This is a genomic window from Pantoea sp. SGAir0215 (genome assembly GCF_043543215.1).
Map to the genome: position 1 here is coordinate 4,475,226 of NZ_CP028031.1, position 7,138 is coordinate 4,482,363.

General features: G+C 48.2%; 7 protein-coding genes and 1 pseudogene. 4 read left to right on the forward strand and 4 right to left on the reverse strand.

Features of this window, described 5'->3' with window-relative positions:
• Nucleotides 1–339 precede the first annotated feature (339 nt).
• From C1N64_RS20975 to C1N64_RS20985, 3 genes and pseudogenes are all read left to right on the forward strand, one after another.
• Nucleotides 340–2,264: pseudogene (locus C1N64_RS20975) on the forward strand (methyl-accepting chemotaxis protein).
• 279 nt (nt 2,265–2,543) lie between these two features.
• Nucleotides 2,544–2,801 carry a hypothetical protein gene (locus tag C1N64_RS20980; protein ID WP_394515177.1) on the forward strand — a complete coding sequence of 86 codons (258 nt, stop codon included), beginning with the start codon at nt 2,544–2,546 and terminating at the stop codon, nt 2,799–2,801.
• Nucleotides 2,802–2,926: 125 nt separating this feature from the next.
• Complete coding sequence (locus tag C1N64_RS20985) at nt 2,927–3,070, forward strand: hypothetical protein (protein ID WP_394515178.1); 144 nt, start codon at nt 2,927–2,929, stop codon at nt 3,068–3,070.
• 157 nt (nt 3,071–3,227) lie between these two features.
• Here C1N64_RS20985 and C1N64_RS20990 read toward each other — a convergent pair whose 3' ends face one another.
• The 3 genes from C1N64_RS20990 to C1N64_RS21000 form a co-directional block, all read right to left on the reverse strand.
• Nucleotides 3,228–3,500 (reverse strand): biofilm development regulator YmgB/AriR family protein, encoded by a 273-nt coding sequence (locus C1N64_RS20990; protein WP_054633066.1) that lies wholly within the window; start codon nt 3,498–3,500, stop codon nt 3,228–3,230.
• Nucleotides 3,501–4,036: 536 nt separating this feature from the next.
• Nucleotides 4,037–4,276 (reverse strand): regulatory protein YcgZ, encoded by a 240-nt coding sequence (gene ycgZ, locus C1N64_RS20995; protein ID WP_033739954.1) that lies wholly within the window; start codon nt 4,274–4,276, stop codon nt 4,037–4,039.
• 277 nt (nt 4,277–4,553) lie between these two features.
• Entirely contained in the window at nt 4,554–4,859 is a 306-nt protein-coding gene (locus tag C1N64_RS21000; RefSeq protein WP_033739956.1) for a hypothetical protein, read from the reverse strand.
• A 742-nt stretch (nt 4,860–5,601) separates the two neighbouring features.
• Here C1N64_RS21000 and C1N64_RS21005 point away from each other — a divergent pair.
• Nucleotides 5,602–5,844 carry a hypothetical protein gene (locus tag C1N64_RS21005; protein WP_394515179.1) on the forward strand — a complete coding sequence of 81 codons (243 nt, stop codon included), beginning with the start codon at nt 5,602–5,604 and terminating at the stop codon, nt 5,842–5,844.
• A gap of 609 nt (nt 5,845–6,453) precedes the next feature.
• Here the strand turns inward: C1N64_RS21005 and C1N64_RS21010 are convergent.
• Nucleotides 6,454–7,026, reverse strand: coding sequence for an EAL domain-containing protein (locus C1N64_RS21010; protein ID WP_394515180.1), 573 nt, complete (start codon nt 7,024–7,026; stop codon nt 6,454–6,456).
• Nucleotides 7,027–7,138 lie beyond the last annotated feature (112 nt).

Consider the following 7,138-nt stretch of genomic DNA (forward strand, 5'->3'; position numbering starts at 1 on the left):
GATAACTTTAATTTTTTTTTTCATTCTTTGGGATCGAGGCTGCTTTTTTATAACAAGCATCCCATATATACCTATTTATAATTAGATGAAAATTAAAAAAGAAAAATAATTTGGCTTAGCCACATTGAAAAGAAAATTTAGTGAATCTTTAACATGATAAACAGAAGAATGCACTCTATACTGTCTTTCACTGTGAAAAAATGGGCCTCGCCCTGCCGTTAAATCAAACAGATCGTTGATAATAAGCGAAAAATTTCCATTCTATTACAGTAAAAACATAACATAATTATATTTTGATGATTTTTATCAAAAGACACCACTCCACCTGGACCGCAAGTAATGAAAAACATTCTCGACAAACTCGGCCTGCCGACAAAATTTCTTATCCTCGGTATTTTTGCTCTGGTTTTATTTATATTACCTACCTATCTATTTATTCAGACGGGTAATGAAGCGATTAACGTAAAAACACAAGAGTTACAGGCGTACCGATCGAAAAAGATATCCTGACATTACTTAACCTGATACAGCGCCATCGTGCGGAAAGTGCCATCGCTATTTCCCAAAATAAGCTGGATAACGCGCCACGCGTAGCGCTGGCTTCTCAGATCGATGCAATGTATGAAAAAATAGCCTCTGAATTGCGTCAATATGATGCCAGCGCACAACCCACTCAGCGTTTTTTAAATGTTCAGACCGCATGGTCACAGCTACAACAGGACGTGTTAACGGGGAAGTTAACGCTGTCGAGCAGCCTGACGCATCATGCCAACTCATTCAAAACCTGCTGGACACGAATCAAGACATTCTTGATTTGTATAGTCTCTCTTTAGATGCGACCTGAATACTTATCAGCTTATCATGAGTATTTATGGCCGCCTGCCAGAGCTGACCGAAACGCTCGGGCGCATCCGGGCAAGTGGTACGTCCATCATTGCGGCGGGGGATAAAGCTGACGAATCCTATCGTGGCGTCATGGAATATCAACTTGAAGGCGGCCGAAATGCACTGGAAAAATTCAGTAATGTACTGAAATAAAGCCTTTACCGTGGAGCCAGGACTGAAAACTGACTTTGCCGCGCAGGCGCAGGACGCCTATCAACGTTCGGCCAGCGTACTTAAGATGGCGGAAAACGTCTTTATCACGAAAACCGTGCAGATTACGCCTCTGGACTACGTAAAAGACTTTACCCAGGCGATTAACGCCTATAACGATCTTGGCACAAACTCAGCCAGCAACTGGCAATTACGCTCAACGATCAAATCGATCAACGTCGTCATTCGCAGTATATCCTGCTGGCCGCATTACTGGTGTTAGCACTCATAGCAGTCTTTGTGGCGTTTATGATTAGTCGTTCGGTCACGCGCCCTGTAAAAGAGGCGGTGGCAGTGGCCAGTAAAGTTGCAGCGGGTGATCTAACCACCGTAATAACGGTCTCGGGCAATAATGAGATCGCGCGAACTGCTGAATGCCCTGGCGCAGATGCAGCTACGTCTTTCGCTGTTAGTGACCAGTATTAAAATAACGCGTCAACCATTGCCAACTCGTCGAAGAAATTGCGATGGGTAATAACGACCTCTCATCGCGTACGGAGGAACAGGCCGCCTCGCTGGCTGAAACCGCCGCCAGTATGGAGCAACTGTCGTCCATTATTAAACAGAATGCCGATAACACACGTTACGCCTCCGATATGGCCGTATCGGCGACTAATGCGGCCTTAATGAGTGGTGATGCGATGAACGCTGTCATGGCGACAATGCAGAAGATTCGTGGCAGCTCAAGCCAGATTGAGGAAATCACCGCCGTCATTGACAGCATCGCCTTTCAGACCAATATACTGGCGCTTAACGCCGCCGTTGAAGCGGCTCGCGCCGGCGAACTGGGTAAAGGATTTGCCGTAGTAGCGGCCGAAGTGCGCGCACTGGCGCAGCGCTCAGCCGGTGCCGCGAAAGAGATTAAAGGTCTCATAGAGCAATCTGTCGTTCAGTCGAATGAAGGCTTAACGCTGGCGCAGGATGCGGGCAGCAAAGTTAAGCAGAGCGTAGAGGCCATAGAGCAAACCTCTCAGCTGATTCGCGATATCTCATCATCGTCTGAAGAGCAGAGCAGCGGCGTAAGCCAGATTAATATTGCCGTTAACCAGATGGATCAGGTGACACAGCAAAATGCAGTACTGGTTGAGCAGTCGGCGTCATCCGCAGATGAACTGGCAAAACGGGCCAGTGATTTGCGCGACATGGTTTCTGTGTTTCGTACAGCCTGACCGCCTGCTCAGTTAACCGGCGATGCAGCAGCATGACCGCCAGAGCCCGGCACTGCCCGGGCTCTTTCTTTGGCAAAGATGAAAAATACGTCAATGTACAATTGAATGATTGCTCAAAGAAACTTATTCTGTTGCCCGCAAAAAAAAAGCCAGTAAAGGTTTTCGGTGCCATTGCAGTGCCGCCTGCACATCCGTGCAGTCTCATTTTGATGCTGAGCAAACCCCACTGGAAAAACCTGTGCTAATCTTTCGGTCTCAGAACCGCCTTCCGGGGAGTATATGAATAACGTTTTTGACGAAAAAATGACGGACATCATCATCGGAGAGATGGTGACGCAGCTACTGAATGAGGATGCGGCAATTTCCTGCGCCTTCTCCTTGAGCGGCTGCAACAGCTTCTGGATACCGAAAGTGATGAGGTACGCATTCGCGCAGCATTGCGGGGCCATTGAAGAAATCCGTGCGGAGATGATTTCTCGTCCGGCTGAATCGCAAACGACAGAACTCGGTGATCTCAGTATCCATCACCTTCATTAAGTCGCTGCCAGGCAGCGGCTTACCCTACTTTCTGAAAAACGCTTTGCACGAGTAAGCGCCTTGAAAGGTATTCACATAACCGACGCGCTGATTAATAAAGGCACGTTTTCGCTGACGGAGGTCGAATGAGTGATGACACCGCCATGCAAGACATCTATACCATTATTGGTACGATAGTTGCGCGTTTGCTTAAACCCGATGGCGAGCTCCATCTTCAGGATATTGTCAGTTCACTGCATAATTACAGTGAACAGAGCACAGCAGCTTGAAAAGAAAGCGTGTCAGGAAGCGATACGTCTGCTTTCCCGACAGTTTCATTAAGATGATGAAGCACCGGACTAGCGGTGGCACCAATACCGCTTTATCAGTACAGGGCGATGCGCTTTTATTCCATGACAGATTCAGCGAGACCGCGCAGGCTGTATCTTACGCATCGTCCCTGGAGGATGTTCGCCCCACAACAATTTCCAGGCAATGGCGTAACACGGCCAACTCGGTGCTATCTTCCGTGCATTCCAGTTCGGCAATCAGACGTATGATGATGGCCTTACTGGTCACCTTTTGTCCCTGAATGACGATGTCACGAATCACCGCATCCAGCACTGCATTTTCAGCCTGAAGTGTGTCACCCGCACGGCGAAAGAGATGCAGTATTTCTGCTTCTGTCGTGTTTTGCTCAATGTCGATAGTATTCGGCATGATGATCTTCTTAATCTGTATCTGTGAAGGTAAGTGACGTCATACTGACTGTTCAGTGCTGCAATCCTGCGTGCATACCAGCAACCGCTGCGTTTTTACCCTGCTGCATGCATCGCCCTGAAGGCCGCCCAGACTTAGTGCTTACGACTGTTGTCCGGAATGCTCTGACCAAATGCCAGTACGGTGGCATCAATCGGGTCACGTGCGGAGGCAAACTCGTTGCGAACTTCCGTGAGCGCCATTTCAATAGCCTCGTGCCGCTCGTCGTGAGTTTCATCCGGAGCATGATCTTAAGTCTGTTTGCCAGTGTCGCACCACTGATGGTGTCATTGCTGTCAAGCAACGCGGTAATCGCCTCGCCCATGACAATTTCAATAAGTTTCTCTTGTTTATCTTTTTGCATACCGCATTCCTGATGACATTGTGCCCCTGTAACCGGGCAAACCAGCCTCAAATGCTCAGGCCTCTGGTGACCTGCTTATTTGACCAATCAGATTACTGCTGCGGGACGTGAATGCACGTGTGCGTCGCAGCGTTCAGCGGTCAAAAAGCATACTGATCAGTTTCTGATAATGTTGCTCTTCAAGCGGACTGGCCGACTGACTCAGTCGACGAATCAGCGCGCTACAAATGGCCTTACGGTTAAGGCTTTTGCCTGCATGAAGGATCTCCACGATGACCTGACCCAGCGTCGCTTTTTCGGAAGGGAGCGTGTCGTTGCCAAAGTAACGGGCAATATCGTGAACCGTATTGGACGTATTTTCGTTCTGACGCATCATGAATCTCCCAAATGAGAAATAGTATAAACGTTAGTCAACGCAATGTTCACTAAACTTATACATCATCTGGAAAATTGTACAGGAATTCTCTTAACTGGCTGGCAGGGTTATTGTGCATAAAGTGCTATATCATACTTAACAGTCACTTGCGTAAATATCAGAAAGCTAACCGTCTTACAGCGTTGCGATTACACCACAGGGCAGAGGCGAGGCGGTAAAGCAGAGGCAGAGAGGTCATTGATTACCTTTTCTTGACTAACTTGCCAACGTTTGGCTATGCACGGTCGTCATCCTCTTCCGGATTAAGACGAATAACATTTTCATCTGTTTTTCCTTCCTGACTGGCTGTCATTAACCAGCGCAGGCCGGAATCCCTCCTGACGGGTGAAGGTCTGAACTGCTTTAGCCAGCGTCGCGCCGAGAAAATGTCGGCTAATCTGTTATCACAGGTTTCTGACTCGGCCATCATATTGAGCTCCGCAATGAGTGTATCAATACTAATTTCTTTCTCACCGAGGGCAAGATTGACCACCGCTTCGCCAAGAATGACATGACTTTTCTCATCGTCGTGAAATAACACTTTACGTTCCTCAATCGGGCAATTAATCACTATTGTTTTTCACATTCTAGTAATAATCAAACAGATGACAAAAGCCTTTTTCTGCCGAAAGAATAGTAGCCTGAAGTGATAAAAATGATACTTTTGAAATGCCTGTTTTAACTTAATGAATTGCAATAAATTTATTAAATTCCTGGCCTGAATGCTGTCTGATAAAGACTATTCTGAATATATCTACAGTACGCCTGACAACACCTGCAGGCCTTGCCAGGCCTGGCCCGGCGTTATGCGTGTATTTCAAAGGCACGTAAAGACAGATATCCGTCAACGTCGAGATATTATCGTTCAGCATTTTGTAAGAGCAGTATTAATATTTTTTGTTGTGGCGCTGATGGTTATACTTCCTGGCGACTGTTTACGCCCCATGAATAAAACCCTGCTAATGATGGTGTTTATTCTCTTCGGTAATGCTTCGCACTAAAACGTTATTATTAACGTGCGCCATGTCTGTGCCTGTTCATTTAGCGGCGTTTATGCTCTTATCACAGACTGAAATATTCACGCACAATGGGAAGCCAGTCGCCGCTGTCAGCCAGCTCTGAAGCGCCAGTGCCCGCCTTACATATCGCCGCTTTACCCTGCAGATCTAAGCCAGACGGCTGGCAACCTTTCTTTCGCCAGTAATCGGTAATACTGCTGTACAGCGGCCCCCAGGATCGGTTAACTTGCGCACAAATACTCCTACTCAGCTTCAAGGAACACTATGCGCCAGGACGGTTTGCCGCCTCAGGAAAAACCAGCAACCTGGCCCATTATTTCAGCCAGATTGATCACCCACATCAACTTGAAACACTTGGCAGGATCGCAGTCGAAATTTCTTCGGGAAAATAAGCCTGTGAGTCGACGCATCATCTGTCTGAAGCTGATTGGTTGTCTTGAAACGGCAACGAATGAGGACGATGCGTCACATTATCGTGAACTTCTGACGCTGCTCTTCAGGCAATAAACGTTACACGCGCCTGCTTACCTGCCTCTCGACTCACCATTACCACGCTGACGTTAATGCCCTTCCCTCTCTTACTCTGTCCTCTGTCGTTATGCACAGAAAACGGGCTGTCGTCAGCGCTGGCCTGCAGGCAGGTTTTACGGCCTTCCCTGACGCGTTGAACGTGCAACAGAGAGGCAAGGCGCTGTTTTAAGTGCAAAAAAATGCCCGAACCTCGTTAAAGGGCCGGGCCGGAGTTCTCAGGGAAATCCTAAATGACTTCCAAACAGCGTTATTACACTAGTTCACGCTTTGGATTGTCGCCACCCGGGATCAAACAAATTTTCTCTATACCTGAAATGCCTCTCTCTTTTTTTGCGGATAAATGCCCTCAGACCGCTTAAAACCTGCGTCGCGTCACGTTTTCACAAACGTGTCATCGGTTCGCTCAATCTTCCTGGCACAGGGCCGTTAATCTTAGTGTGAGTTGATTATCACAATGATTGTCCTGACAAACGTTGCTCACTTCGGCACCCTCGCGGTGCCGTTTTTTCTGCCTCATCGGTCAGGACAGCGTCATCTTCGTTAACGCTCAGGACCCTGAGCGTTAACGCCGGAAGAAAGCAGCAATCAGGGTTGGGGGCAATTGAGCGGCGTAACATAAAGCTTTTCGAAGCGAGGCGCGCTGACGGGTGCCCCCATCTGTTTGCCCTGTAAAATGTCACATGCCGCAGCACAAATGAATTCATGCTGTGCACGGTTCTCAATGCCTTCAGCCGCGACCGTGATGCCCATATTTTTGCCTAACGAAGCAATCGCGTTAAACAGCAGTCGGGCTTTGTTGCTCTGCTCAAGTTGGCCCGTCAGCGATTTATCTATCTTGAGACCGGCAACAAAGCGATGCTGCAACAGGCTGAGCGAGGCCAGGCTGCGACCAAAATGGTCGATGATAAATAACGCCCCCGTATTTTTAACCGCATCCAGAACCTGTAATTTTGTCTCATCGGCATCGGTAAGCAGCGGTTCATCGATTTCCAGTTCGATAAAGCCTGCATCTTCCCCGGCACAGTGACGGATAACATCGGCCAGGCCCGTTTCCAGCAACTGACGTGGGAACAGATTAATACTGACACGCAAGGCCGCGTGTTGACGCCGCCACTGCTTAATTTGACTGACAGCGGACTGAATGATCCACTCCCCCAAGTTTGACTGACAGCGGACTTTTAATCAGCATATCAATAAAACTCAGCGGGAAAAAGGATGCCACGCGCGGGATGCATCCAGCGCACCAGTGCTTCGCAGCCGATCAATGTCC